This window comes from Cruoricaptor ignavus (assembly GCF_014961145.1).
Classification (GTDB): domain Bacteria; phylum Bacteroidota; class Bacteroidia; order Flavobacteriales; family Weeksellaceae; genus Cruoricaptor; species Cruoricaptor ignavus.
Map to the genome: position 1 here is coordinate 490,914 of NZ_CP063145.1, position 25,985 is coordinate 516,898.

The window sequence follows — 25,985 nt, forward strand, 5'->3', positions numbered from 1 at the left end:
TTTACAAAGATAAAATTTTATAAAAAAAATACAATCAGCGGCCAAAACTCTTTTCAATGCCGAAAAGATAGTAGATCACCGCCTGCACACGGGCGAAAATCTCCCGCGTCTGGTTTCTGTAATAGCTTTCCGGCCGGGTAATTTCCTGCGCATCAAAGCCCAGCGCGTTCATCCCTGCATTCCTCGCATAGAAAAGCGCGCGCAGATTGTGGTAGCCCTGGGATACGATGATCACCTCATCTTCGCCGTAGATCTCCTTGCACCGCCGCACGCTTATCTGCGTCTGGAATCCGCCGGGGTCTTCCGTAATTGCTTCCTCCGGCAGCCCGTCATGATTCACGAGGAAATTTTTCATCGCAGCCGGCTCGTTGTAGCCGGTAGACCGCTCGCCGCTCACGATTATTTTTTTAATCTTTCCGTGATGATAAAGCAGGCTTGCCGCTTGCATCCTCGAGATAAAATACGGATTGTATGCCCCGGACTTGGTCTTGGGAGATGTACCGAGCACCAGGGCAGTATCCCTCGGCGGGATTCTTGATACCCTGGAGTAGGTACGCCCGTTGGTAAGCGCATACACCCAGATATTGGCGGCCAGCACGAACAGCAGCACAAATTCCGTGAGCAACACCAGGGTTTTCAATATGCTTTTCAGGCGCTTCAAACGAGGTCAAAATCAAGTTCCAGATCGGAGGAAAGAGGCAAAGCCATACAGGCCAGTATTTTACCGGCTTTCTCTTCGCTCTCGGTAAGGTATTCATTCTCAAGGAGTTCTACATTCCCACGGTTTAGCAGGCAAATGCAGCTGCCGCAGATGCCCGCCCTGCAGGAATATGGGACATTATAACCCATCGCAGCCAGCTGGCTGAAAATATTCGTACGGTTGTCCGGCAGCACGGCGCGGTGCCACTTACCGTTTAGCCTGAAGTTTACCTCAATATCCTGAATCAGCGGCAGGGATTTTTCCAGGGGATAAATATTTTCTGCAAATTCTCCGAATAGCTCAAAATGTATGTTTTTCTTCGGTATTCCGTTGCTGTGGCAGGCGTTTGCCAGGGACTTTACCATCTCCCCAGGACCGCAGATCAGCACCTGGTCCACAGAATCCCAGATGGTGCTTTCCTCGTCCGTTTCGTCCAGGTGGAGCAGCTGATTGATGATCAGCTCAAGCTTTTGCCCATCCAGCCTTCCACTAAAAAAACTGTTGGGCGTAGGTTTTTGCGTCAGAAAATTGAAAACCTGCAACCTCCCTCCCGAGGCTTCCGAAAGAGCATTCAGCTCGCTACGGAATGCGATACTTTCCAAATTTTTATTGCTGTAGAAAAGGAAAAGCCTGGTTCGCGGTTCAGTTTTTAGGATATTTTTAAAATGACTAAAAATCGGTGAAATGCCGATCCCGGCAGCAAAGCCGAGAATAGTGCGAAATTCGTGCGGCTTGGACTTCAAGGTGAAACGCCCCTGCGGGACGGAAACTTCAATCTCATCTCCTACATTATAATTATCGCAAAAAAAATCGGAAGGCGAATTTTTCTCTGTTTTCTTCACGGCTATCGCCAGCGAATTTTCATAGGGCGCGGATGTAATAGAAAAATCTCTGAAAAAATATTCACCGTTTTTCTCTATCTTCAAAGTGATGTACTGCCCAGCAAGAAAGCTGAATTGCGAGGATAAATCTTCCGGTACATCAAATTGTGCCGCTACTACGCTGGGTGTGATCCATTCTTTTTTTGCTAATTTTAGCGGATAAAATTCGGGCAAATGTTTGGGGCTGCTGAGATGATCCATCATTCACCCAAAATTACAGAATTTTTATTAAATCAAGTCAGAAAGAATACAATAATTATATAAATATATAAATATGAGAAAATTAATTTATATATATTTCCTCGGAGCAGCACTCTATTCCTGCAAAAAAACAAGTGAGAATGTGGCAATGCATACACCGGCACAGGACACTGCAGCGCTACCAGAGCCGGAGCCAACGCCAACTGCCTTAGCTGAAATCCAAGAGCTGCCTCCGCAAAAAATCAGTGAGCTTATTAATACCAAAAATGACACCTTATATATTACCAACTTCTTCGCTACCTGGTGCGGCCCTTGCGTGAGGGAGATGCCACTCTTCGCAAAGAAAATGGAGAGCCTGAAGGGTAGCCAGGTAAAATTCACCTTTGTTTCACTGGATGCCCGCGAAGACTGGGATTCCCAAGTAAAACCTTTTGCGGAAGAAATGGGCGTAAACGGCAATGTGGTACTGCTGGACGGCGAAAAACTTCCGGAGGACTTTTTCGAAAAAAATTTTTCAGGATGGGATGGAACGGCGATACCCTTTACCCACTTCCGCAAAGGCAATGAAACGAAAGAGTTTCTGGGCGGTATCTCCGAAGGAGAGCTCAACACATTTATCCAAAGCTTTAAATAATTGATTTTCAGAAGATTTCGTGGCCTAGTGCGTCTCCTCTCGGTTGGCATAATAATTTCTGTCCTCTGCAATCTTGCTACGGGATACATCGGCCTATCTTTTGCGGATTTTTTTTATGATACTCCCCAATCTCCCATTGCCGGGATGCGCCTCCGCCGAGTAGCAGCCATGGTACTGGCAGGGATTTCTGTGCCAGCATCGGGCTTCCTGCTTCAGGAATTCTTCCGGAATCCGCTAGCAGGCCCCTCTGTGATGGGAATAAGTTCCGCAGCCGGGCTTGGGGTAGCTCTGTACATGGCTTTTTCCTCTGGGTTGCAGCTGCCCGCGTTTCTGGACGGCAGCCTTACAGCGACTGCTGCCCTGGCAGGCAGCCTGATTTCCGTACTGGTTCTCCTCACATTTGCGGCGCGGCTACAGGATTCAAATTTTCTCATCATATTCGGGTTCCTGATTTCTGCATTCTGCGGCGCCGCGATATCAATATTCCAATATTATACTGACAACCAGAGCCTTAGGAATTTCATTCTATGGTCATTTGGCAGTACTACGGCTCTGACGGGATCTCAGCTATTAATTTTTGCATTATTCACCATTGGCGGGATTATTTTTTCATTAAAAAGTATCAATCCACTGATTGGCAATATTTTAGGGGAAGAATACGCCGCTACCCTGGGGGTTGATTCCGCGCGGCTAAAGACGCACATCATCATCGCATCTTCGCTGCTATGTGCCTCTGCTACGGCTTTTCTCGGGCCGGTGGTGTTCATCGGGATCGTGGTGCCGCATTTCTGCAGGCTCATTTTCAGCCCTGCAAAACTCTGGCATCAGGGGGTATTAAATGTTCTGATGGGCATCCTCGTGATGGAATCTCTCTCTATTTTATCAGAAATCAGCCTCCTGCCCATCAATATCTGGAGCTCGCTGCTGGGGATTCCTGTAATTTTTGCTATGATGCTTCGCGGGAGAGCAACTAAAATCGGCTACTGATGTTTTTAAAATTCAACAATGCTGAAATAGGCTACCAACAGCCACTCATCCGCAATGTAAATTGCGGGCTGGAGCGCGGCGAGGTGGTCCTTCTCATCGGCGATAACGGCTCCGGGAAGACCACACTTTTTAAATCGATCCTCAATTCCGTGCCGCTACGGGGGGGCGGGATTTTTTTGGATAATGCCAATATTTCCCGTCTTTCCCGCAAGGAGATCGCCAAGAAAGCTGCAGCGGTACTATCCCGCGGAGCCATCCCCGCACACTTGGCGGCGCGGGATCTGGTGGCTTTCGGCAGGTTCATCCATTACCCGTATTATTTCAAAATTTCGGAAGATGACAACGAAATGGTGGAGAGAATTTTAATTGACTTGGGTTTAAAAAAATATTCCTACACCCCCCTGAGGCAGCTATCCGACGGGAACCTGCAGAAGGCATTCATCGGCAGAGCACTGGCGCAAAACTCACCCGCCATAATCCTGGATGAGCCCACCGCACACCTGGATGAAAAAAACAAACTGATGATCCTGAAACTGCTGCGGAGGCTCGCGCAGGAAAATTCTAAAGCCATCCTCCTATCCTCCCACGACTGGCGGCTGGCCATGCACTTCGCGGACAGAATCTGGCTCATATCCAACCGGGAGATCTCAGAGAGCCGCCCTGATGATTTTTTTAATAAATTCCCGGAGCTAAAACTGGATATATCCCAGCTATAAAATACTATGCGTGCATAACATTATGCATCTCATACAATTTAATGCGCTGATTTTCAACCTATTGCAAATTATTGTACTTTTAAATGCTATGCGTGCATAGTAAATCTTTATATTTGATTCCTGATGGATGAAGCAAAAAGGCCTAAAGCCGAAAATGTAGACCTGATCGTAAAATCGACCTGGCTGGCGCTGAACAGGATGTTCTCCGAGCAGGCACAGAATATGGATGCCACCGTGGTGCAGGGGCTCGCACTCCTGAAGATTGATCCTAAAAACGGTACCCGCAGCACCAACCTTGGCCCGAAGATGGCGATAGAGCCAACCTCGCTTACGAGGATCGTAAAACTCCTGGCAGACGAGGGCTACATCTACAAAGATAAATCCGGGGCGGACAAGCGGGAGGTGATACTTAAACTTACGCCGAAAGGCCTGCACCATAGGGATTTATCCAAAAAATTTGTAATGGATTTCAACCGGATGGTGGCAGAGCGGATCCCTCAGAACAAACTTGAAATTTTCAAGGAGGTAATGACTGAAATTCAGAAAGTTGCAACAGAAATTAACAGAAATAACAAATAGTTTTAATATGAAAAGAAGAATCAAGCATGTGACCGTCCTCGGCTCGGGAATCATGGGCAGCGGTATCGCGGCGCACTTCGCCAACATAGGCGTGGAAGTGCTTTTGCTGGATATTGTGCCCTTTGAGCTGAACGAGGCGGAGCAGAAAAAAGGCCTTACAAAAGAGGACAAGGCTGTGCGCAACCGCATCGCTGCGGAAAATTTCGAGAAACTGAAGAAGGCAAGCCCGGCGCTGCTTTACTCACCGAAATTTGCAGACAGAATTACCATCGGAAACTTTGATGACGATCTCCCGAAAATAAAAAATACGGACTGGATCATTGAAGTAGTGGTGGAGAGAATCGACATCAAAAAACAGGTGTACGAGAAAATTGAGCAGTTCCGCAAGCCGGGCACGCTAATATCCTCCAACACCTCCGGCATCCCGATCAATCAGCTGGCGGAAGGCCGCAGCGAGGATTTTAAAAAGCACTTCGCAGGCACGCACTTCTTCAACCCTGTGCGCTACCTGCCGCTTCTAGAAATCATCCCGACAAAGGATACCGATCCGGAAATCGTGAAATTCTACATGGATTACGGCGCGAAATATCTCGGCAAAACCACGGTTCTTGCAAAGGATACGCCGGCGTTTATAGCCAACAGAATCGGGACTTTCGGCATTATGGATCTCTTCCACAATGTGCAGAAGCTGGGACTTAATGTAACGGATGTAGATAAGCTGACCGGCCCGGTAATCGGCAGGCCGAAATCCGCTACCTTCCGCACCGCCGATGTGGTGGGGCTTGACACCCTCATCCACGTGGCAAACGGCGTGTACAGCAGCAATGCGGAGGCGAATGATTTTAATGATGTCTTCAAATTGCCGGAATATGTTCAGAAGATGCTTGACAATAAATGGCTCGGCAGCAAAACCGAAAGCGGCTTCTTCAAAAAAATCAAAGGTGAGGGCGGTAAATCTGAAATCCACGGGCTGAACTTGGAAACTATGGAATACGAGCCGCAAGGCAAAACCAACTTCCCGGTTCTGGAAAAAACAAAGTCCATAGAAAAACCGATCGACAGATTTAAGGTTCTGGTGGAAGCGGATGACAAGGCGGGCGAGCTTTATAGAAAAATGTTCGGCTCCCTTTTCGCCTACGCCTCCAGCAAAGTGCCGGAAATCTCTGATGAAATCTACAGAATCGATGATGCTATGCGCGCCGGTTTTGGCTGGGAAAACGGTCCTTTCCAGATCTGGGATGCCATCGGCATACAGAAAGGTATCGAGCTGGCTAGGGAGGCCGGCTACGAAGCGGCAGACTGGGCAAAACAGATGGCTGAGAAAGGCGAAACCTTCTACAAGGTAGATGATGATGGCAAATCAACCTTCTACGACCAGCTGGATACTTCCTACAAAAACATCCCGGGGCAGGAGAACTTCATCATCCTTGACAATATCCGGAAAAACAAAACGCTCTGGAGCAACTCCGGCTCGGCAATCCAGGATTTGGGAGATGGTATCATCAACTTTGAAATCCGCTCAAAAATGAACTCGCTGGGTGGCGAGGTGCTGGATGGGCTGAACCGCGCCATTGACCTTGCCGAAAAAGAATATGACGGTCTCGTGATTGCCAACCAGGGAGCCAATTTCTCCGCGGGAGCCAACCTTGCCATGATCCTTATGATGGCAATAGAGCAGGATTGGGATGATCTCAATATGGCTATCGCAACCTTCCAAAACACGATGATGCGCGTACGCTACTCCGCAGTGCCTGTAGTGGCAGCACCTTTTGCAATGACTCTTGGCGGCGGCTGCGAGATGACGATGCACGCCGACAGGGCCGTGGCAGCGGCTGAGACTTATATCGGCCTGGTGGAAGTGGGCGTGGGCGTGATCCCGGGCGGTGGCGGTACCAAGGAAATGACGCTGCGTACCTCCAGAGAGTTCCAGAAAGATGATGTGAAGAACAACAGGCTCCGCGATGCATTTATGAATATCGCTATGGGCAAAGTTTCCACCTCTGCATACGAAGCCTTTGATATGAACATCCTGCAGGAGCACAAAGACATCGTGGTGGTGAATAAGGCCGAGCAAATCCAAACTGCGAAAATGCTTGCAAAAAGTATGGCAGAGCACGGATATACGCAGCCAATAGAGCAGAAAGTTACAGTACTCGGCAGGGAAGCACTCGGCATGTTCTATGTAGGCACTGACCAGATGCTGGCAGGGAACTATATCTCCGAGCACGATAAGAAGATTGCAGATAAGCTCGCCTATGTAATGGTGGGCGGAAACCTTTCCGAGCCAACCTTGGTTACAGAACGCTACCTGCTGAATCTTGAAAGAGAAGCATTCCTTTCCCTCTGCGGCGAACGCAAAACGCTAGAGAGAATTCAGTATATGCTTCAAAATGGCAAGCCGCTGAGGAATTAATCAATAATAATCATACAATTAGACAAAATGAAACAGGCATATATCGTAAAAGGATACAGAACTGCAGTCGGCAAAGCCCCGAAAGGCAGTCTCCGGTTCACAAGGCCGGATGTGATGGCGGCTACCGTCATCCAAAAACTTGTGGCGGATGTTCCGCAGCTGGACATCAACAGAATAGATGATCTCATCGTGGGCAACGCGATGCCGGAAGCCGAGCAGGGGCTGAATGTCGCAAGGCTCATCTCCCTGATGGGTCTCGATACGAATAAAGTACCCGGCGTAACGGTAAACCGCTACTGCGCATCCGGCTCGGAAGCCATCGCCATAGCGGCGGCAAAAATCCAGTCCGGAATGGCGGACTGCATCATCGCAGGCGGAACGGAGTCCATGAGCTACATCCCGATGGGCGGCTACAAGGCGGTTCCGGAAACAGACCTTGCCAAGGACAACCCGGACTACTACTGGGGTATGGGCTATACTGCGGAAGCGGTGGCTAAGGAGTACGGCATCACCCGGGAAGAGCAGGATCAGTTTGCCTTCGAATCCCACCAAAAGGCGCTGAAAGCCAATGCGGAAGGGAAATTCAAGAATCAGATTGTCCCGATAAATGTCGAATACAATTTCCTGGACGAAAACCAGAAATCCCAAACCAAAACTTATGAGTTTTCAGTGGATGAAGGTCCAAGGAAAGACACTTCGCTAGAAGGTCTGGCGAAATTGAAGCCCGTTTTCGCTAACGGTGGTACAGTGACAGCAGGAAATTCTTCACAAATGTCCGACGGGGCTGCCTTTGTGATCGTGATGAGTGAAGAAATGATAAAGGAGCTCGGGCTACAGCCAGAGGCGCGCCTCGTTTCCTACGCGGCGGCAGGCCTTGAGCCGCGCGTGATGGGCATGGGGCCGGTATACGCAATCCCGAAAGCGCTGAAGCAGGCAGGCTTAGAACTGAAGGACATCGAACTCATCGAGCTGAATGAGGCATTCGCATCGCAATCCGTGGCCATTAAAAAAGAGCTGGATCTGAACCCTGAAATCATCAATGTAAACGGCGGAGCCATAGCGCTCGGGCACCCACTGGGATGTACCGGTACAAAACTTACCGTGCAGCTTTTGGATGAAATGCGCCAGCGCGGGAATAAGTACGGGATGGTAACGATGTGCGTGGGTACCGGCCAGGGTGCGGCAAGCATTTTTGAGCTTCTTTAATTCAACTATCAAAATTTAAACAAAATAAAATGAGCAAACAACTAATCGGCGGGGCGTTTCTTGTAAATGAAACACCTGCCACGGAAATCTTCACCATTGAAGACCTTAATGAGGAGCAGCGCATGCTCCGCGACAGCGTGAAAGAATTCATCGACCGCGAGGTAATGCCTGTGAATGAGCGTTTTGAGAAGAAAGATTACGCCCTTACCGAAGAGGTTATGCGTAAACTTGGCGAGATGGGCGCCCTTGGGATCTCCGTGCCTGCCGAGTACGGCGGTATGGGTATGGGCTTTGTAGAAACCGTTCTCGTTTGCGACGCAGTTTCCGGGGCGAATGGTTCCATCGGTACAGCCTACGGCGCGCACACGGGCATCGGCACGCTGCCAATAGTTCTTTACGGAAACGAGGAGCAAAAGCAAAAATACCTGCCTGCGCTGGCAAGCGGAGAAAAGTTTGGCGCATACTGCCTCACCGAGCCCGATGCTGGCTCCGATGCCAATTCCGGGAAAACGAAGGCGAGACTGTCTGAGGATGGGCAGCATTACATCATCAATGGGCAGAAAATGTGGATTTCCAATGCAGGTTTTGCGGATACATTCACACTTTTTGCAAGGATTGAGGATGATAAAAACATCACCGGTTTCGTAGTGAACCGTTCTGAGATTGAAGACCCACAGAGCCTTACGCTCGGCGAAGAGGAGCACAAACTCGGCATCCACTCCTCCTCTACCCGCCAGGTATTTTTCAACGATCTGAAATTGCCGGTGGGCAATCTTCTGGGCGAGAGGAACAACGGCTTTAAAATCGCGCTGAACGCGCTGAATGTAGGCCGCATCAAGCTTGCAGCTGCCGGGCTGGATGGTATGAGGAAAATCCTGAAATATTCCATCTCTTATGCTAATGAGAGAAAGCAATTCCAGGTGCCGATCTCCACATTTGGCGCTATCCGCAAGAAAATCGGTGAGATGGCTACGCTTGCCTATGTTTCCGAGTCCGGAGTTTATCGCGCGTCCAGCGACATCCAGTCTAAAATTGATGAACTCGTAGCAGGAGGAGCTGACCACCAGGAGGCTGAGCTGAAAGGTGTGGAGGAATACGCAGTGGAGTGCTCTATTCTGAAAGTTTTCGGCTCAGAAGCTGTTCAGCATGTGGCGGACGAAGGCATCCAGATCTACGGTGGTATGGGCTTCTCTGCAGATGCGCCGATGGAATCTGCGTGGAGAGATGCGCGCATCGCGAGAATCTACGAAGGTACTAACGAAATCAACAGGCTCCTTGCGGTGGGTATGCTCATCAAGCGTGCAATGAAGGGGCAGATAGACCTGCTTACTCCTGCGAAAGGAATTGCTAAGGAACTTACAGGCATCCCATCCTTCGATACTCCGGATTACTCCGAATTTATGAGTGAGGAAAAGGCAATGATTGCCAACCTGAAAAAAGTATTCCTGATGGTTTCGGGAGCGGCACTACAGAAATATACCTCCAAAATTGAGCAGCAACAGCACCTTCTTCTGAATGCTTCAGAAATTCTTAACCAGATTTATATGGCAGAATCCGCAGTTCTTCGCGTTGAGAAGCATTTCGGGGCAGATTCTGTTCAGGCGAAAATGGCTCAGCTGAATCTTTATCAAGCTGTGGAGAAGACCATCGCAGCGGCGAAAGAGGCAATTATCTCCTTCGCGGAGGGCGATGAGCAGCGCATGATGCTTTCCGGGCTGAGAAGATTCACAAAATATGTGAACACTCCGAACCCGATAAAACTCACCGAAGAGATCGCCGCCCACTACCTTGAAAAAGGTTCTTACTAAGACAAAAATCCGGTTTAATACCGGATTTTTTATTGCAAAACTATCCGATAAATTGGAGGAATCCGGATTTTTCCAAATGTAGTAGTGAAATCAAATAAAAAAAGCTGTCTCAACTTCGGGACAGCTTTTTTTAAGAAGAAATTATTCAAAAATCATTTCACTATTTCCGTGATCGGCTTACCTATGTTACCGCTCGGGAACTGGATTTTTAGCAATGCGGAAATAGTTGGTGCAATATCCGTCATATCATACGGCGCATTACTCTCGCCACGCGGTATCCCCCATCCCATAAATATCAGCGGGATGTGGGCATCGTAGGGATTCCAGACGCTGTGGGTGGTGCCCTTCTTCAGCCCGGAGGGCAGCATAGAATCGTGCGAAACAAGCTGGATATCGCCGCTGCGCTGCCAGTTATATCCGTTTATCATTCTGGTTTTTATTGGTTCCGGTATGGGCGCGGTAGCTATTTTTTTCATATTCACGGCATATAGGATGCTTTGGTCTTTATTGAGCTGATCCACCAGATAATCCACCGTATTGTTCATATCCATTTTGTTTTTCTCCACCAGCTCGTCGCTCAGGTAAATTTGGTAATTGGTGATGGATGTCAGCAGGTTATCCACTCCGTATTTGGATTTCATCCTGGTATTGTACTCTCTTTGCGCACCCTCGCCGAAATAGCCGGTTTTTATCTTGTGCTGCTGCAAGAAGCCTACGGAATGTGCTGCACCGTGGTCGGCAGTAAGGAAAACCGTGTACTGACCTTTGCCTACATTTTTATCAAGATAATTGAAAAATTCCTCCAGATCTCTATCAAGCCTGAGGTAAGTATCCTGAATTTCTACGGAATTTGGACCAAATTTGTGACCTACATAATCCGTGGATGCAAGGTTAATGGCTAGCATATCCGTTACAGCATCTTTGCCAAGATTTTCTCCTTCTATGGCCGCCTCTGCTATTTTCAGGGAAAGCGTGTTCCCATACGGCGTGCTTCGGATCACATCCGGATTTTTCCTATAATCCTCCGCCAGGTTGCTGTAAGGAAATACGGGTGCCTTTGCGCTGCCGAGCAAGCCTTCCCACTCTACATTATCAGCGGAGCTCTGTGTATATTCGGAAATGGGATACAGAGTATTCCACCCGCCTGCCAAAAGCTGCTCACCCAGTTTTAGGCTGTTAAAATTGCTCACCCACTGCGGCAGCTGGTGGGTGTAATAGGAACTCGTCACGAAGTTTCCGGTATTCCCGTCAAACCAGTAGGCGCCGGTAGGGTTATGCCCTGCCGGGAGGATGGATGCGCGGTCTTTCAGAGACACGCCTACGACCTTTGCCTGGAAATTTGTGGCAAGGCGAAGCTCATCGGAAATGGTAGTACTCCAAAGATTTTTTGGTGAATGGCTGCCTATTTTGCGGTCATCCGTCCCTACAGGATTCACGCCTTCATCGGTAGTGCAGTATACGCCTTTTCCCGTGGTTCTGTCGAACCAATCGTTGCCCGCAATGCCGTGGATGGATGGCACAGAGCCGGTATACACACAGGTGTGGCCCAGGGCAGTAACCGTTGGAACATAGTTGATATGGGTGTTGTGAAGCGCAAAGCCATCGTTCAGCAGCCGCTTAAAACCGCCGCTACCATACTGGTTATAATACCGGTAAAGGAAATCCCACCGCATCTGATCCACCACAAGGCCCACTACCAGCTTTGGTCTTTCTAGCTGGGTATTTTGCTGCGGCTGCCTTTTTTGCCGCTGAGCCATTGCAGGCACTGCAAAAAGTGCGGAGAGGCCAAAAATTGCAAGTTTCTTCATAAAACAAAAAAAATATCCGCCAAATTTATTGAAAAATCCGGCGGACTGAGTTTAAGTAATTGTTAAATCGAAAGATCGTTGTTTACGCTTCTCACCGCATCAGCAGATGCTTTGAACTGAGCTCTCTCCTCTTCCGTTAGCTGTATTTCCAAAATTTTCTCAACGCCATTTCTGCCAATAACTGCCGGCACACCAATGCAGATGTCGCTTTCGCCGTACTCACCATTCAGCATTACAGAGCTCGGGATAAGTTTTTTTTGATCGCAGGCTATTGCCTGAACCACGGCAGATACCGCAGCGCCCGGACCATACCACGCCGAGGTACCGAGCAGTTTAGTGAGCGTAGCGCCGCCTACTTTGGTTTCTTCTACGGCATTTTTAAGTTTTTCATCAGAAATCAAATCTGCTACAGGCACGCCCCGAAGCGATGCCTTGGTCGCCAAAGGGATCATCCCCGTATCGCTATGGGCACCGATGACCATTGCATCCACATCTGCCACCGGGGAATCGAGCGCTTCCGCAAGCCGGTATTTGAATCTTGCAGAATCCAGCGCGCCACCCATCCCGATGATTTTATGCGTTGGCAGCCCGGAAACCTTGTGCACAAGAAAAGTCATAGTGTCCATCGGGTTAGAAACCACGATGATGATAACTTCCGGTGAATACTTCACCAGATTTTCTGCAACAGTGCGTACAATTCCGGCATTTACTCCGATTAGCTCTTCCCGCGTCATGCCCGGTTTGCGAGGCACCCCCGAGGTTATTACCGCAATCTCGGAGCCTGCAGTTTTGCTATAGTCGTTTGAGCTTGAGGTGATTTTCGTATCAAAGCCGTTCAGAGATGCGCACTGCATCAGATCCATCGCCTTACCTTCCGCGATGCCTTCTTTAATGTCGAGCAGCACCACCTCCGAACAGAAATTTTTCAGAGCAATGTATTCCGCTGCGCTCGCGCCTACTGCACCGGCGCCTACTACTGTGACTTTCATTTGTTTGGTGATTTTAAATTCTCTCAAATTTACGAAAGTCTTCCTGGCTTAGGCTATGAGGAATGTCAGTATAATTGTTAATTTTTCTTTAATTTTCCTCTTCGAAATACAGCCTGTAGAATTTTCCCTTCTCATCCTGCCCGGTTTCTATCAGCTTTCGGTCGCCGTGCACATAGATGTGGAAGTTCTTGTCCAGCTTTATCACGCTTTTGAAATACCGCTGATTTTTCTTCACTGCGGCATTATTTATCGGGAAATCTTCCTCTATCGAAAGCTGCATTTCCTGCTCATAGTCACTTTTGTAATTCTCAAAACTCTCGATAACCTGCTCATCCTGAAGGATTTGCTTCGTGAATTCGTCAAAGGAAAACTGCTCCTTCTCTTTAAAAAATTCCAGCGAGCGACTTAGGAAATCCGCCTGATCCATTTTTGTAACCTCAAATTCCTGCGGCAGTTGCTTCGTGATGTAATCCTTGTAAACCTGTAGCGTTTCCTGCGTTTGAAAATAATCGTCATTTCTTTGCCGAACTTTTAAAAAATCTTCAAACCAGTAATACTCATCGCCGTTTTTATTGTTATCAATTACGGAAACCGCAAAACCATCTTCCTTGGAAACATTGTAAATCAGCGCACCTTTATCCAGTTTTGCCAAAGATATCCCAAAATCTTTTTCCAACTGAAAATCCACATCATCCTCATCCTCATTTTTGCGGAATATTTTAAGAAACGGCAATTTATTTTCAGTTTTGAAAATTCCTATTTTGGTTAATGCATCGCCTTTTTCATTAGCATCATCAAACAACACAACGAACAATTCACCGTTCTGAACCCTCGGATTTTCGGTAATATCATAAAGATGCTGCGCTATCTCTTTTGAAGAATCCACAAAATTTTCCGGATTTTCAAAAATTTTCGCAACCGAAGAATAAACCGGATTATTTGCTAAATAATCCTCGCTGTAAAACTGAAACTGCTCCTCCGATTTGAAAGATTTGTAGAAAAATTCTGTAAGCAATTCCTTCATATCTTCCTCTAAATCAACAACTTCCGAACCAAAAACCAGCGGTTCCTGATTGATTTTATTCCCAACTTTATGAATGATGATTTTCTGCAGCATAATGAAATTTCCCCTGCAAAGATATTTGATTTCGGCGAGTTTTTTGGTGATGGCTTATCTTTGGTGAAACAATTTCCGATGAATATTTCAGTAGAAAAGCAGTCCGGGATTTACATTTTGCGGTCGGTGCAAGTTCTGCCGGTGGGCTTGGACGAAGCTTGGGATTTCTTTTCGAATCCGAAAAATCTCGACCGGATTACGCCGCCTGATATGGCTTTCCGAATCACGAACAATCCGCCGGATTTTACTTATGCCGGGCAGATTATCACCTACAAAATCGGGATTTTTCCACTGGTAAAAAGCTGTTGGGTTACGGAAATCACCCAGCTTGATGAGCGCAGATTTTTCGTGGACGAGCAGCGTTTCGGACCCTATGCAATGTGGCACCACGAACATCATTTCCGCGAAATCTCGAGCGGCGAAATTGAAATGCAGGACATCGTTTCGTTCAAATTGCCGCTCGGCTTTCTCGGCGATTTAATTGCAGGGAAAGCCGTGGTCCATCGTGTAAGATACATCTTCGAAAACCGCTACAGAGTCCTCCGCCAAATCTTCCCGGATTAAACATCAGTAAACTCTTACACCTGCAAAATCATTGCTTCTCCGTCAAATATTTCCAGTAGCGTTTCGGCAGGTGTTGCAGGTGCAGCTTTGGATTTTTGCGCTCTCTAATGTTCGTGCTGCGGAAATAATTCCGCCACAAATTCTCAAACGCAAACTCTTCTTCGTGCAGAAATTCCGACGGTTTTAGAAGTCTTTCACGCATTTCTGATGTTGGGAAGAAAAATTCTACATTATTTAAATCGTAATAAATACCGTAGTTTCTTCTCAAATCATAAATCATCCATCTCTGATCGGAATAGCGATTTTTGAAATGATTGATAATTAAAGGCAGCACATTAAAATCTGGCTCAATATGCGCAAAGTAACTATCATCAGCCAGCTTTCTAAATCTTACAAAAGCCTTCATCCTGTGGGTTTCCCTGCCTACAGATTTTACGATATTGGAAATTTCCACAATTTGTTCATTTGCGTAATTGCTAAAAATATCCACCTTTTCTTGAATTAAATAATTTACGGAAAAGAAGATTAAACGCTCCCTATTTTCATTTTCGGAAAGAAAAACACGCAGCAAATTCCGCACACCTTCACTGCCTGAATATTTTTCCACAAATGCTTCAATGCGCTTTGCTTTGGCTACATCGGTAAAAACCTGATGCTTTTCCGCGAAAAGATTCTCATCGGGAAAGGCTTCCGCCACAATTTCCAAATCACGAAATTTATATTCGTGGACTTCGAAAATTGCCGTGAGCAAGCCTTCAAAACTGCCGTCGTAAATCAGCCTTGTCATCAGAAAAGCGATAGTTGCTGCGAAAAGTTCGGCTTATATTTCGAACTTGAACCGCTGAGAATAATTTGCCGTAAATTCATCGTATCCAGATGCTTCAAAAACGCATTACCACTCTGAAAATCAATAAAATACTTGGCGCGGTTTACAGCGGCACCCATCTTTTTCAGATGGTCTATGGTTAAAGTTTGAAACTTTCTCGACTTCACAATTTTCATTGCGGAAGTCCTACCGATTCCTGGTATCCGTAAAATCATCTCGTACGGTGCCGTTTGCAAATTCACTGGAAATTTATCCGGGTTTCTCAATGCCCAGGCTAATTTTGGGTCGATTTCCAAATCGAGAAACGGGCTTCTCGGGTCAAGAATTTCCGTGGCATCAAAGCCGTAAAACCGCATCAGCCAATCAGCCTGATAGAGTCTGTTTTCGCGAATCATCGGAACAGGTGTGGAAATTGCTGGCAGCCGTGCATCTTCGGTCACAGGCACATATCCCGAATAATACACCCTTTTCAGATTAAAATTTTTGTAGAAGAAATCTGCACTGCGGATGATTTGGATGTCGTTCTCACCGGCAGCACCGATGATGAATTGCGAACTTTGACCAGCCGGCGCAAATTTCGGCGTAGATTTAATGATTTTCCTTTCAGCCTTGTACTGCACGATGCCGTTTTTCACGAATTCCATCGGCCGTTTCATTTGCTCGTGGCTCTTGTCCGGTGCCAGAAGCTTCAGTCCGGAAGCTGTAGGAATTTCCAGATTAATGCTCAGCCTATCGGCGTAAAGCCCGGCTTCCTGCAGCAATTCGTCCGATGCACCGGGAATGGTTTTCAGGTGGATGTAGCCGTTGAACTTGTGCTTCGTGCGAAGTTCGCGCGCTATTCTCACCAGCCTTTCCATCGTATAATCCGGGCTTTTGAAAATCCCTGAGCTCAGGAAAAGCCCTTCGATGTAATTTCTCCGGTAAAAATTCATCGTAAGCTCCACCACCTCTTCCACCGTGAAGGCGGCGCGCTTCACATCGTTCGATTTTCGGGAAACGCAGTAGATGCAATCGTAAATGCAATGGTTCGTCAGCAGGATTTTTAGCAGCGAAACGCACCTGCCGTCTTCCGTATAGCTGTGGCAAATGCCGCTTCTTGCGGAATTTCCAAGTCCGCCGTTTGAATTTTTCCGGTTGCCTCCGCTCGAAGAGCAGGAGACATCATACTTCGCCGCATCAGCCAGGATGCTCAGCTTTTCATTAATCCGGTCGAAATTCATCGTCAAAAATAATAAAATAAAGAGCAAAGACCAGCAAAATCTTAGCCCTAAATTCTATCAATCTAAATTGATTCAATCCTTATTCTTTCTCCGAAATGCGCAAATACCTGCCGCCAAAATCAATCCCGACAAAACGATTTTCTTCGTCTTTTTAGATGGAACGGGCAGCATGGTTTCGCCATAAATCCTATGCGGTTCCTCACTCGGTTTCAGGATATTTCCACCGTCATCAGGTGTGTTTTTCACCCTCATTCCCAGTCTCATCACAGCGGAAGCACCGTTCATTACAAGACTTGGAAAGCTTTGGTAAGTGTTCTTGATGAATTTCGACATAAAATCTGGGAATAAATCCTTTCGCGGATTTTTCGCCAGGCTTACCATCGCTTTCGCCGTATCTCTGGGGTCTGCAGCAAACGGCGGAATTTTAAACTCCAGCCCGGAATATTTCGCGGAATGCATATTGCCGGTACTGCGTTGAATCTGCGGGTAAATGTTGCAGATGTGGATGTTCGGCTCGTTGGAAACTTCGCCCTGAAGCCCGCTCATCATCATCTTGATGCCGCCCTTCGTAGCGGAATATACCGCGCTGTACGGTGCCGGCATGAAGCCGCCGATGGAGACATTGTTGATGAGGATGCCTTCGCCCTGCGCTTTAAAAATCGGCAGTGCCACATAAGTGCCGTGGATGTAGCCCAACAGATTGGTGCCCACCGTCTGGTGATGCACTTCCATGGGGATTTCCTCGAATTTCCCGCTTGCCATTACGCCGGCATTATTCACCCAGATGTCGATTCTTCCGTTAAGTGCCTTCGCTTCTTCCGCCAGTCTTCTAACCTGCTCAAAATCTGAAACATCCGTCTTAATTCCGAGAGCCATCACCCCAGATCGTGACAAAGTTTCACGGTTTCCGCAATGCCCTCCTCACCTCTTGCCGCAATCACGATGTTGCAACCTTCCAGCGCAAAAGCCTCTGCCGCAGCACGGCCTACGCCGCTGGAACTGCCCGTTATCACCACGGTTTTTCCGGCAAGCCCTTTTTTATTTTCGGTAATATTTTTCATTTTGCTAAATTAAATCGTCAGCTGCCCTTCCACACCATCAGAATTATCGGTCTTCCCGCCGGAAATTGCAGCGGCAGCGTAAGAAACCAGCGATACTAGCCTGCCGGCCTTAGTATCCCAATAGTAGGTTTCTGCGGGTTGCACACGGATGATGGTCACATTCTCGTCATCCTTCCCGTCCTCAAACCAGGCAGAAGCCATAGGGCTCCATTGGTCTTCAATCGTGGCCTTATCATTGTAAATGAATGCGTTGCCAAAAACGGAAAGGTATTCCTGATGGCCGCTGTTCATAAAGAAAAGCTGCACCCTATTGTCCTCCGCAATGTCGAAATTCTTATTGCTTTCTTTGCTGCTGATGAACCACAGATTGCCCTCCTCATCACACTCCTGCAAAGTCATCGGCCGGGCACTGATGGGCAGTTTCTCAAGTTCGGTGGCGAACATACAGAAGCGCGCTTTTTCGGAAAGTTCTTTGAGTTTTTTAATGGCATCGTTGTGATGCAGGTTTTGCGTGGACATAATAAAGTATTTGGTTTAATTTAAGCAAAAACGAAGCCGAAAAATCACAGAATTTAGTTAAAATTATCAAGCTGACAAATGGTTTATTTCCAAATTTTCGCCGTGTGTGCCTTATAATCTTCCAGCACACTCTGCTGCTCTCTGGCGCCGATTGCGATCTGGGTTGCGCGGTCTATAGGTACTGCATTCCTGATTTTCAGCGCATTTGGAATTACATTTTTAAACCTCACGGGAGGGACTTGCAAGTTTTGGCGGATATTATCATCAATGAGATAATTGGCTACGCTACTATGGATGTAGCCCATATTGCGTTTTACGATGTCCAGCTTCAGCAGGCTGATGGGCGTGTTTTCGTGCAGCAATGCATCGGTAAGCTTCAGGGCATCAGCATCCGGAGGGGCTTGGTATTGAGTCCAAAACCGGAAAAATGCGAGAGCTTCTACCCTATTTTCGGGAATGAGATTCTGGGGCACGCCAAGCAGCCAGGTCACATATTTCCAAAGGTGAAAAGTACCTTCTTCCTCCTGCTCCGAAAACCGGAAATGGATCCTGCTGAGGCCAAAGAGGTAATACACCGTGAAGGCGATATTGGTGGCAATCATATCTGCAAAATTGATGGGTGTGCCAAATTTTTCCTCGTCCCAGTCGGGGTATTTTTTCAGTATGCTTAGGCGGGATACGCTGTGCACGATCCGCGTCCGGATGCAGGCGCGCAGACGCCTCTCCTGAGATCCTGCTCCGTTGCGGGAGACATCTACCCAAAAGCCCAGCGTGTTATAAAGCCTGTGCACGGCACCCTTCTCCAGCGCCCCGGTTGCAACTAGGGGCTTGGTGAGGTTCCCAAAATTGTAACCGCCAAGCAGAGCAAAATTTCTCAAAACAAGCAATCCTGAAAGCCCGCTTCGTTCCGAGAGACTGCAGCCAGCTTCCATCAGTTCCCAATCTACCCAGCCAGGCACAGCGCGGTTTTCATCAAGGAAATCTTTATAATCCTGCGGAAGATTTTTTTCTTCGCCGCTGTGCAGGGATTTCATAATGAATTTCAGTTCACCGTTCTTCATCCACCCCTCTACCAATGCGTCCATCTCCTCATCTACTTTATAGAAAATCGCCGTGCTGAAGTCCGTCTCTGGAACCTCCACCCCTGCCCAATGGATAAATTCTCTCCCGTTGCCTCGCTGCCAGAAGAGATTATTATGGCCATATTTAATCATCTCAAAAAATTTTAAAACATCTGCAAACAAAAAGGCTGCCTAAAAATATGCCTCCTCTATGGCAGAGTTGATGAGGTCTTTCAGTGTCCTGCCCTGCTCGGCTGCCATTATTTTCAGTTTTTTCATATTTTCCGCCGGGATGTGGAGGGAAAAGAGTATTTCCTCCTTTTTCTCCTTCAGTGGTACTACCTTCTGCGCCGGCGATTTCGTCTGCGCCTCCTTAGCCTTCCCGATTAAGGCCGAAAAATCTTCCTTCGCCATAATTATACATTTTAATAAAAATAAGATTATATATTTATATTATTATACATTTATTTAATTGAAAGAGTAAGTATTTCCTTCGTAAGATTATCAATCTGTTTTTGGGCTTTATTGTGAGTTTCCACACCATTCACCAATACAGATCTGGAAAAAGCAACCAGATCAGAAAGCATGTTTTTAGACACCTTTACTTCATACTCTGCTAGCTGGTCGGCAATTTCTTTCGTTAGCGTAGTGTTTGGTTTAACCATATTAAAAACGATAACTGCTTTTTCTTTATTCCCAGAATCTTTGATAATGTCTATCGTGGACTTTATCGCCAGCAGATCCAGCACCCCCGCTTTGGTAGGAACTATGATGACATCGGAGAGATTGCAAAGCTCCGGCAGCTGGTCCGTGAGATAGGGCGGAGTGTCAATAAAAACAAAATCATAACCATCTGTAAGAACTTTTTTTAAATCAACAGCACCAAAAATTTCTACTTCGGACAATCCTTTTACATTCATCAAAGAACCTTGCAGGTCCATATCCACTATGCAGGTTTTGGCATTTTCGCGAAGGTTGGCCGCGAGATTAAAAGTCAGGGTGGACTTCCCGACTCCCCCCTTTTGGTGTGTAATAAGAATTATTTTTGCCATATATAAATATTAATTTATTTAAATAATACATATATTATACTGATACTCAACACATTAAAATTTAATTAATTATATTTTTATATAAAACTTTAATTCATTAATTGTGCAAAAATAAAAATATGATTTTATATATTATGTCGTGGACAGAGAATTTTGTATTTTTAAGTTTTTAATTGAAAATGGAAATACAGGAAAAAATATCCTTACTGCGGGATAAAATGGCAGAAAGTGGCGTAGATGCTTTCATAATATACTCAGCAGATCCGCACCTAAGCGAATACCTACCAACCGAATGGCAGGAAAGAAAATGGATAACGGGATTTACCGGCTCTGCAGGCTTTGCGGTTTTTACCAGGGACAAAGCCGCACTCTGGACGGACGGGCGCTACTTTGTACAGGCAAAAACGGAGCTGGCAGGTAGCGGCATAGAACTGATGAAAGACGGCGTGAGCGGCACTCCCGACTACCGGGACTGGATCCTCTCCGAAATTCCTGCTGGCGGCACGGTAGCCGTGAACGCGCTTGCGACTTCGCACGCCAGCTGGAAAGCTTTAGAGGATAAATTTAACAATAAAAATATTGGCCTGAAAAACCTGCCCCTCCTGAAAGATATCTGGACAGGGAGGAATCCGGGCGAAGTAATAAAACCAGTTTTCATTCATCCGGAGGATAGAGCGGGGCAAAGCGTGTCAGCAAAAATCTCGGCTATACGGAAGAAGATGGCAGAGCAGGACGCCACGGCGCACATCATCGGCAGCCTGGATGATGTAGCCTGGACGCTGAACCTCCGCGGCAGCGATGTGGAGGCGAACCCGGTATTCCTCGGCTACATCCTGCTCACGGAAAATTCTGCAAAATTGTTTGTGGATTTGGAAAAAATCTCCGAGGATGTAAGCAGGCATCTTTCAGAATCTTCTGTGCAAATATCTGATTATCAGGATTTTTTCAATGAAATAGAACGACTAGAGGGGGAAAGGATTTTGATTTCTCCAAATTCCAATCAGTCAATTTTTGAAAGCATTAAAAATAAAAACGAAATTATAGAAGCACCTGCACCGGGCAATCTGCTCAAAGCCATAAAAAACGAAACGGAACTCGAGGGTTTCCGAAAAGTGATGGTACGGGATGGCGTAGCTATGGTGAAATTCCTTTACTGGCTGACGCACAATGCCGGCAGGGAGGCGATGACTGAGCACAGCATTGGCGAGAAACTACGGGAGATGCGCGCTGAGGGAGAAAATTTCGTTGGCGAAAGTTTTTCGAGCATTATAGGATACCAGGGTAATGGCGCGATTGTACACTACTCTGCCCCTGAAAATGGCAGCGCAGAAGTGGAGGCCGAGGGTAGCATTCTGATCGATTCGGGTGGGCAATATCTCGAGGGCACCACTGATATCACGCGGACGATGGCTCTGGGCGAGGTTTCAGAGGAATTTAAACGGGATTCCACGCTGGTGCTGAAGGGGATGATCCGCCTCTCAATGGTGAAATTTCCGAAAGGAACGCGCGGCACACACCTGGATGCCATTGCCAGGCTGCCGCTCTGGATGGATGCAAAAGACTACGCCCACGGCACCGGCCACGGCATCGGCAGCTTCCTGAATGTGCATGAAGGACCGCAGAACATTCGTAAGGATTTGAATCCTCAGGAGCTGCTGCCCGGAATGGTATGCTCCAATGAGCCGGGCTTCTATGCTGAGGGGAAATACGGGATAAGGCACGAGAACCTGATCGCCGTGAGAGAATGGCAAAATTCTGAGAGCGGGGATTTTTATGAATTTGAAACGCTTACCATCTGCCCATTTTTTAAGGATATCATTGTAAAAGAACTGCTTGCCGAGGAGGAACTGAGCTGGCTGAACGATTATCATCGCTGGTGCGGGGAAAAACTCCTGCCACTGCTTTCCGGTGAGGTGAAAGAATGGTTTGTCGAGCTGATAAAGCCTTTATAAAAAATTGAATGGCAGTCCAAAACAGGCTGCCTTTTTATTCTATTTTAAAATTTACCTCAGCATCCAGTTTGGGAAATTTTGATTCTGAGGTAAATTTTTTCCCCGTACAGTTTATTTCCTGCCAGCCTTTTTTATCGCTGCAGTCGCCTGCGCGCACCACGATTGGCACGAAGGAAATTTCGCTTTCCCCCTCGCGGATGATTTCGCGGTACTGCACTGCAATATCCATTTTGCAGGGGAAATCTGTTTCTAGCGTCACATTTCGGTAAATAATATCGAAATGAGACTCTTTATTTTCCGGGATTTTGAAATAATCCTCCCAGCCTTCCTCGGAGCCGTTCAGTTTAGCAATTGCCGCAAGGCATTCGTAGAGGGCAATAGTGTAGAATTTTCTTGAGTTTTTCCTTAAATAATCGTTCGGGAAATGCCCTCCCTCGAAAAGAACAGTCGGGATTCCCATGGCAGTGAAGTTATCCCCCACAGAGTTGGGATAGTACTCATCTGTGTACCTCCCGATGCCGTGTGGCAAAAGATTTTCCATATTTCTGTAAACTTCAGCGATCACTGCCATACATTTTCTCCTGGTATCGGTGATCTCTCTTTCCAAATTTTCCGAAGGTGCCAAAAAGGAAAGCGTTGCAGGATGAACGCCGTCGGTGGAAAAGATGCTGCGTTGCTCGTGAAGATTGAGGGCATAAGTGTACTTTTTATCTTCTACCGACTTCAGCAGCAATGGCAGCTCTACGCTTTCTCTCGAATGAAAATCGCGGTTCAGGTCGATGCCCTGCCCATTGTGGCGTGTCCACTTTGCGGAGCCATCAGGATTTAGCATAAAAATAAAATCCAGAGAAATTTTGTCAAATAATCTGCTAAAGTGTGCCGGGTTTTTGTTATAAGACTCCAGAAAATCAAGCATAGCCAGCGTTGCATTGCTTTCATTTCCGTGCATCTGTGACCAGGCCAAAATCTTAATTCTGCCCTTCCCCAACTTCAGCATATAGATAGGTTTACCCAGAAATGAATTTCCGAGCCGGAAAATTTTGTCTTTAAAATTTTTCTCTAAATAAATAGAAAGCATCTCGGGAAGAACAAAACGCTCTCTAAAATTATCATTACAAAAGTAAATAAAGTCTTTCATCGCTGGGGAGTTTACAATTTCAAATTTAATTTAAATAAAAATCATTCACAATATTTTACATTTGTAAACGAATTAAACATATAGGTGTGACTTTTTGTCGGTGGAAAGTTTTGTTGATTGTATTCATTTAAAAGTAAAATTATAATTAAATGATAATCAATAGTTTACATAGTTTTAATAAACCTTTGGTTTAGGATTACTTTAAGTGTATAAACTAAGATTTTTCGTTGAATGGCAATAAAATTATCAAGCACTCAGAATCTTAATAGTTTTGCCTTTCTTTCCTTGTATAACTTTTGTAAATCTTAATTATTTTGTGTATTTACTTTATATTTGAGCTTTAAATTTTTAAAATGTCACACGAATTAATTTTTATGATAGGATTTCTGCTTCTGATTGGCGCAATCCTATTTATTGACCTGAAACTTATGGGCAATAAGGACGGTACCGTTTCTCTTACTCAGGCGGGTATAATGAGTGCATTTGTTATACTTCTCTCGCTTGGTTTTGCTGCTCTGTTGCGGTTTTACGGGAATGAGATACACGATATTCACAGTATATCCCACCTGCAGGAAGTTGTGACAAAATACCGACACCCGATTAAAATTGATCCTTCAGATCTTGAGAAATCATTAGAAATTTACAATCGTAATCTCAGCTTGGAATTCCTTACCGGTTATATAGTGGAGTATGCGCTCTCAGTGGATAATATTTTTGTTATGGTGATGCTTTTCAGCTCTTTTGGAGTTGCCAGGGAGAATTATCACAAGGTGTTGGTGTGGGGCATTCTTGGGGCGATCGTAATGCGTTTGGCTTTCATTTTCGCTGGTGCAGCACTCATCGAGAAATTCAGCTGGATAATGTATGTCTTCGGCATCTTTCTGGTTCTTACGGGTATTAAGATGTTCTTTAACAGGAACAGGGAAGAAAATGTTGACATTAAAAAAAATCCTGTCGTTAGGTTTGCCTACAAGCATCTCCGAATGCACGATGGATATGTCGGGGACAGATTTTTTGTCAGGATTAATGGCGTACTCAAAATAACCCCCCTGTTCCTGGTGCTTCTGGTGATAGAATCTACCGATCTTCTATTCGCTGTAGACAGTATTCCGGCAATCTTTTCAGTGACGAAGGATCCTTACATCGTATTTTTCTCAAACATATTCGCCATCATAGGCCTCCGGTCAATGTTCTTCCTTCTGGCAGGAGTTATTAACAAATTCCGCTACCTTCAGGTGGGTCTTGCAGCCCTTCTTGTCTTCATCGGTACGAAAATGTTGCTCCACGACTATCTAAAAGATTTTGGCTTTACAACCGCTCATTCGCTCTTCGTAATTGTGGGGATACTGGCAGCGAGCATCATTGCATCGTTGGTAATACCAGAGAAAAAAGCTTAAAGTAAAGGACGGCGCCAATCTGAATTTTTCTAAAATTTACTTTTGTAAAATCCAATTCTTTACATTTGTAAATACAGATGTAAATTACTTTGGTTACTTTTGTAAACAAAAAAATGAATATCAACCAAAGGATTGAAAAAATAATGCAATATTCTGAGCTCTCTCCTACGGAATTTGCTGAAGCGGTGGATGTGCAGCGTTCTTCTATCTCCCATATTACCTCTGGCAGAAATAAACCCTCGCTAGAATTTATTACCAAAATAAAGGCGAGGTTCCCTGAAATAGAATGGGATTGGCTTATTAACGGCGAGGGCGATATGCTGAAGAAATCTGAAGAAGATAAGCCTCAAAAACCTGCTTCCCTGCCCGACTTGTTTTCTCTAATTGAAGATGATAACTTCGGGAAGGAATCTACTGGGGATGCCCCCACAACGAGTCCCCTCACCGAGACAGCTTCATACAAACGAACTCCGGAAGCGGGTCGGACCAATGAGCATATGCTATCAAGCGTCTCTGCGGAAAGTACACCTCACCACCCCGGCGGAGACGCGGATATTATTAAGATTGTCTGGTTTTATTCAAATGGGGAGTTCAAAAGTTTTGAGCCTCAGCGATTTTAGCAGAAAGCAAGGCTGTAAGCTTTAAGCGGATGCTGAAAAGTATTCAATAAAATTTGGTTGTTATGAGTAAATGTTTTAATTTTGCCGTCTGTTAATCAACCTCTGACGAGAGCCGTGTAAGTTGCTTAGCGTTAAATTTATTTTATTCAAAATCATGGATTTAGTGAGGTATGTACAGGACAAGTACATCACAAAGAAAGAGTTTCCTGAATTCAAAGCCGGCGATACTATCACGGTGTACTACGAAATTAAGGAAGGGCAGAAAACGAGAACGCAGTTCTTTAAGGGGACTGTGATTCAGCTTCGCGGAACAGGTCTTACGAAGACTTTTACCATCCGGAAAATGAGCGGGGAAATTGGTGTAGAAAGGGTATTCCCTATCAATATGCCGGCGCTACAGAAAATTGAGGTAGATAGAAGAGGTAAAGTTCGCAGAGCGAGAATCTTTTACTTCCGTAATCTCCGCGGTAAGAAAGCGAGAATTAAAGACGCTCCGTTTAAGAAGTAAACATTACTTAATAAATCCACATTCCACG

24 protein-coding genes and 1 pseudogene are annotated in these 25,985 nt (G+C 46.1%); 12 read left to right on the plus strand and 13 right to left on the minus strand.

Going from position 1 to position 25,985, the window contains the following annotated elements; all coding sequences use genetic code 11:
* Positions 1 to 34: 34 nt before the first annotated feature.
* Both IMZ16_RS02250 and IMZ16_RS02255 read right to left on the minus strand, forming a co-directional pair.
* A complete protein-coding gene (locus tag IMZ16_RS02250) occupies positions 35 to 661 on the minus strand; it encodes a SanA/YdcF family protein (RefSeq protein WP_193440312.1) in 627 nt (208 codons plus the stop codon).
* The gene (locus IMZ16_RS02255; RefSeq protein ID WP_193440313.1) at positions 658 to 1,785 is read right to left on the minus strand and encodes a ferredoxin--NADP reductase; all 1,128 of its coding nucleotides are present in this window, start codon (positions 1,783 to 1,785) and stop codon (positions 658 to 660) included. Before IMZ16_RS02255 ends, IMZ16_RS02250 begins: the two co-directional genes overlap by 4 nt.
* Before the next feature lie 70 nt (positions 1,786 to 1,855).
* On the opposite strand from IMZ16_RS02255, the gene IMZ16_RS02260 reads away from it, so the two are divergent.
* The 7 genes from IMZ16_RS02260 to IMZ16_RS02290 all read left to right on the plus strand — a co-directional run bounded on the left by IMZ16_RS02260 (position 1,856) and on the right by IMZ16_RS02290 (position 10,125).
* Positions 1,856 to 2,416: a TlpA family protein disulfide reductase gene (locus IMZ16_RS02260; protein WP_193440314.1), complete on the plus strand. Its 561-nt coding sequence runs from the start codon at positions 1,856 to 1,858 to the stop codon at positions 2,414 to 2,416.
* Positions 2,417 to 3,403 (plus strand): iron ABC transporter permease, encoded by a 987-nt coding sequence (locus IMZ16_RS02265; protein ID WP_193440315.1) that lies wholly within the window; start codon positions 2,417 to 2,419, stop codon positions 3,401 to 3,403. It begins immediately after the preceding gene.
* Entirely contained in the window at positions 3,403 to 4,119 is a 717-nt protein-coding gene (locus tag IMZ16_RS02270; RefSeq protein WP_073179419.1) for an ABC transporter ATP-binding protein, read from the plus strand. Before IMZ16_RS02265 ends, IMZ16_RS02270 begins: the two co-directional genes overlap by 1 nt.
* Positions 4,120 to 4,242: 123 nt before the next feature.
* Positions 4,243 to 4,698, plus strand: coding sequence for a MarR family winged helix-turn-helix transcriptional regulator (locus IMZ16_RS02275; protein WP_073179418.1), 456 nt, complete (start codon positions 4,243 to 4,245; stop codon positions 4,696 to 4,698).
* 7 nt (positions 4,699 to 4,705) lie between these two features.
* Entirely contained in the window at positions 4,706 to 7,111 is a 2,406-nt protein-coding gene (locus tag IMZ16_RS02280; RefSeq protein ID WP_073179416.1) for a 3-hydroxyacyl-CoA dehydrogenase/enoyl-CoA hydratase family protein, read from the plus strand.
* A 27-nt stretch (positions 7,112 to 7,138) separates the two neighbouring features.
* Entirely contained in the window at positions 7,139 to 8,317 is a 1,179-nt protein-coding gene (locus IMZ16_RS02285; protein WP_073179414.1) for a thiolase family protein, read from the plus strand.
* A 29-nt stretch (positions 8,318 to 8,346) separates the two neighbouring features.
* A complete protein-coding gene (locus IMZ16_RS02290; protein ID WP_073179412.1) occupies positions 8,347 to 10,125 on the plus strand; it encodes an acyl-CoA dehydrogenase family protein in 1,779 nt (592 codons plus the stop codon).
* Between the two features lie 152 nt (positions 10,126 to 10,277).
* Here IMZ16_RS02290 and pafA read toward each other — a convergent pair whose 3' ends face one another.
* The 3 genes from pafA to IMZ16_RS02305 form a co-directional block, all read right to left on the minus strand.
* Positions 10,278 to 11,933, minus strand: coding sequence for an alkaline phosphatase PafA (gene pafA, locus IMZ16_RS02295; protein WP_193440316.1), 1,656 nt, complete (start codon positions 11,931 to 11,933; stop codon positions 10,278 to 10,280).
* A gap of 62 nt (positions 11,934 to 11,995) precedes the next feature.
* Positions 11,996 to 12,922, minus strand: coding sequence for a malate dehydrogenase (locus IMZ16_RS02300; protein ID WP_193440317.1), 927 nt, complete (start codon positions 12,920 to 12,922; stop codon positions 11,996 to 11,998).
* An 88-nt stretch (positions 12,923 to 13,010) separates the two neighbouring features.
* Positions 13,011 to 14,039: a nucleoid-associated protein gene (locus tag IMZ16_RS02305; protein WP_193440318.1), complete on the minus strand. Its 1,029-nt coding sequence runs from the start codon at positions 14,037 to 14,039 to the stop codon at positions 13,011 to 13,013.
* Positions 14,040 to 14,117: 78 nt separating this feature from the next.
* On the opposite strand from IMZ16_RS02305, the gene IMZ16_RS02310 reads away from it, so the two are divergent.
* Positions 14,118 to 14,603, plus strand: coding sequence for an SRPBCC family protein (locus IMZ16_RS02310; protein ID WP_193440319.1), 486 nt, complete (start codon positions 14,118 to 14,120; stop codon positions 14,601 to 14,603).
* Positions 14,604 to 14,631: 28 nt separating this feature from the next.
* Here IMZ16_RS02310 and IMZ16_RS02315 read toward each other — a convergent pair whose 3' ends face one another.
* The 7 genes and pseudogenes from IMZ16_RS02315 to IMZ16_RS02345 all read right to left on the minus strand — a co-directional run bounded on the left by IMZ16_RS02315 (position 14,632) and on the right by IMZ16_RS02345 (position 20,342).
* Positions 14,632 to 15,390, minus strand: coding sequence for a TIGR03915 family putative DNA repair protein (locus IMZ16_RS02315; RefSeq protein ID WP_193440320.1), 759 nt, complete (start codon positions 15,388 to 15,390; stop codon positions 14,632 to 14,634).
* A complete protein-coding gene (locus IMZ16_RS02320) occupies positions 15,390 to 16,649 on the minus strand; it encodes a putative DNA modification/repair radical SAM protein (protein WP_193440321.1) in 1,260 nt (419 codons plus the stop codon). Before IMZ16_RS02320 ends, IMZ16_RS02315 begins: the two co-directional genes overlap by 1 nt.
* A 72-nt stretch (positions 16,650 to 16,721) precedes the next feature.
* Positions 16,722 to 17,710, minus strand: a pseudogene (locus IMZ16_RS02325) (SDR family NAD(P)-dependent oxidoreductase).
* A gap of 9 nt (positions 17,711 to 17,719) precedes the next feature.
* Positions 17,720 to 18,229 carry a pyridoxamine 5'-phosphate oxidase family protein gene (locus IMZ16_RS02330; RefSeq protein WP_193440322.1) on the minus strand — a complete coding sequence of 170 codons (510 nt, stop codon included), beginning with the start codon at positions 18,227 to 18,229 and terminating at the stop codon, positions 17,720 to 17,722.
* Between the two features lie 83 nt (positions 18,230 to 18,312).
* Positions 18,313 to 19,443 (minus strand): oxygenase MpaB family protein, encoded by a 1,131-nt coding sequence (locus tag IMZ16_RS02335; RefSeq protein WP_193440323.1) that lies wholly within the window; start codon positions 19,441 to 19,443, stop codon positions 18,313 to 18,315.
* Between the two features lie 39 nt (positions 19,444 to 19,482).
* Positions 19,483 to 19,704: a hypothetical protein gene (locus IMZ16_RS02340; protein WP_073179394.1), complete on the minus strand. Its 222-nt coding sequence runs from the start codon at positions 19,702 to 19,704 to the stop codon at positions 19,483 to 19,485.
* 50 nt (positions 19,705 to 19,754) lie between these two features.
* Entirely contained in the window at positions 19,755 to 20,342 is a 588-nt protein-coding gene (locus IMZ16_RS02345; RefSeq protein ID WP_193440324.1) for a ParA family protein, read from the minus strand.
* Positions 20,343 to 20,521: 179 nt separating this feature from the next.
* Here IMZ16_RS02345 and IMZ16_RS02350 point away from each other — a divergent pair, with 179 nt between their 5' ends.
* On the plus strand, positions 20,522 to 22,294 hold the full coding sequence (locus IMZ16_RS02350) for an aminopeptidase P family protein (protein WP_193440325.1): 1,773 nt from the start codon (positions 20,522 to 20,524) through the stop codon (positions 22,292 to 22,294).
* Positions 22,295 to 22,328: 34 nt separating this feature from the next.
* On the opposite strand, the gene IMZ16_RS02355 is transcribed toward IMZ16_RS02350, so the two are convergent.
* The gene (locus tag IMZ16_RS02355) at positions 22,329 to 23,432 is read right to left on the minus strand and encodes a M14 family zinc carboxypeptidase (protein ID WP_193440326.1); all 1,104 of its coding nucleotides are present in this window, start codon (positions 23,430 to 23,432) and stop codon (positions 22,329 to 22,331) included.
* 353 nt (positions 23,433 to 23,785) lie between these two features.
* Here IMZ16_RS02355 and IMZ16_RS02360 point away from each other — a divergent pair, with 353 nt between their 5' ends.
* The 3 genes from IMZ16_RS02360 (at position 23,786) to rplS (ending at position 25,957) form a co-directional block, all read left to right on the plus strand.
* Positions 23,786 to 24,829: a TerC/Alx family metal homeostasis membrane protein gene (locus IMZ16_RS02360; RefSeq protein WP_193440327.1), complete on the plus strand. Its 1,044-nt coding sequence runs from the start codon at positions 23,786 to 23,788 to the stop codon at positions 24,827 to 24,829.
* 113 nt (positions 24,830 to 24,942) lie between these two features.
* Positions 24,943 to 25,449, plus strand: a complete 507-nt coding sequence (locus IMZ16_RS02365) for a helix-turn-helix domain-containing protein (RefSeq protein ID WP_193440328.1) — start codon at positions 24,943 to 24,945, stop codon at positions 25,447 to 25,449.
* 154 nt (positions 25,450 to 25,603) lie between these two features.
* A complete protein-coding gene (gene rplS / locus IMZ16_RS02370) occupies positions 25,604 to 25,957 on the plus strand; it encodes a 50S ribosomal protein L19 (RefSeq protein WP_193440329.1) in 354 nt (117 codons plus the stop codon).
* Positions 25,958 to 25,985 lie beyond the last annotated feature (28 nt).